The sequence below is a fragment of the Mammaliicoccus sp. Q-M61 genome (genome assembly GCF_022386055.1).
In the GTDB taxonomy this organism is placed as follows: Bacteria; Bacillota; Bacilli; order Staphylococcales; family Staphylococcaceae; genus Mammaliicoccus; species Mammaliicoccus sciuri_A.
On sequence record NZ_JAJNJL010000038.1, the window covers coordinates 1 to 291 of the forward strand.

The window sequence follows — 291 nt, forward strand, 5'->3', positions numbered from 1 at the left end:
ATTGTGTTTCGTCATCCACTGTGATTGTTGGTTGTTCTTTATCCGCTGGATAATCTGGGATTGTCACTGCACCTGTTACATCGTCTGATGTCGTTGGTGTGCCATTGTCTTTCGTTACACCTTCTGTTGTTGGTTCGTATGCGTCATTGTCTGCTTGTTCCCCTACTGTTACAGGTACTTTAATGTGGTCTGTTGAACCGTCTGGGTATTTCACTGTCACATCTACTTCTGTTGTACCTGGTGTTTTACCATCCGGTAATTGTGTCTCATCATCCACCGTAATTGTTGGTT

At 43.6% G+C, this 291-nt stretch carries 1 protein-coding gene; it reads right to left on the reverse strand.

What is annotated here, in order from left to right; genetic code table 11:
• Positions 1–291: Rib/alpha-like domain-containing protein (locus tag LQ677_RS14590; protein WP_239749100.1), on the reverse strand; the 291-nt coding region annotated here is incomplete at both ends.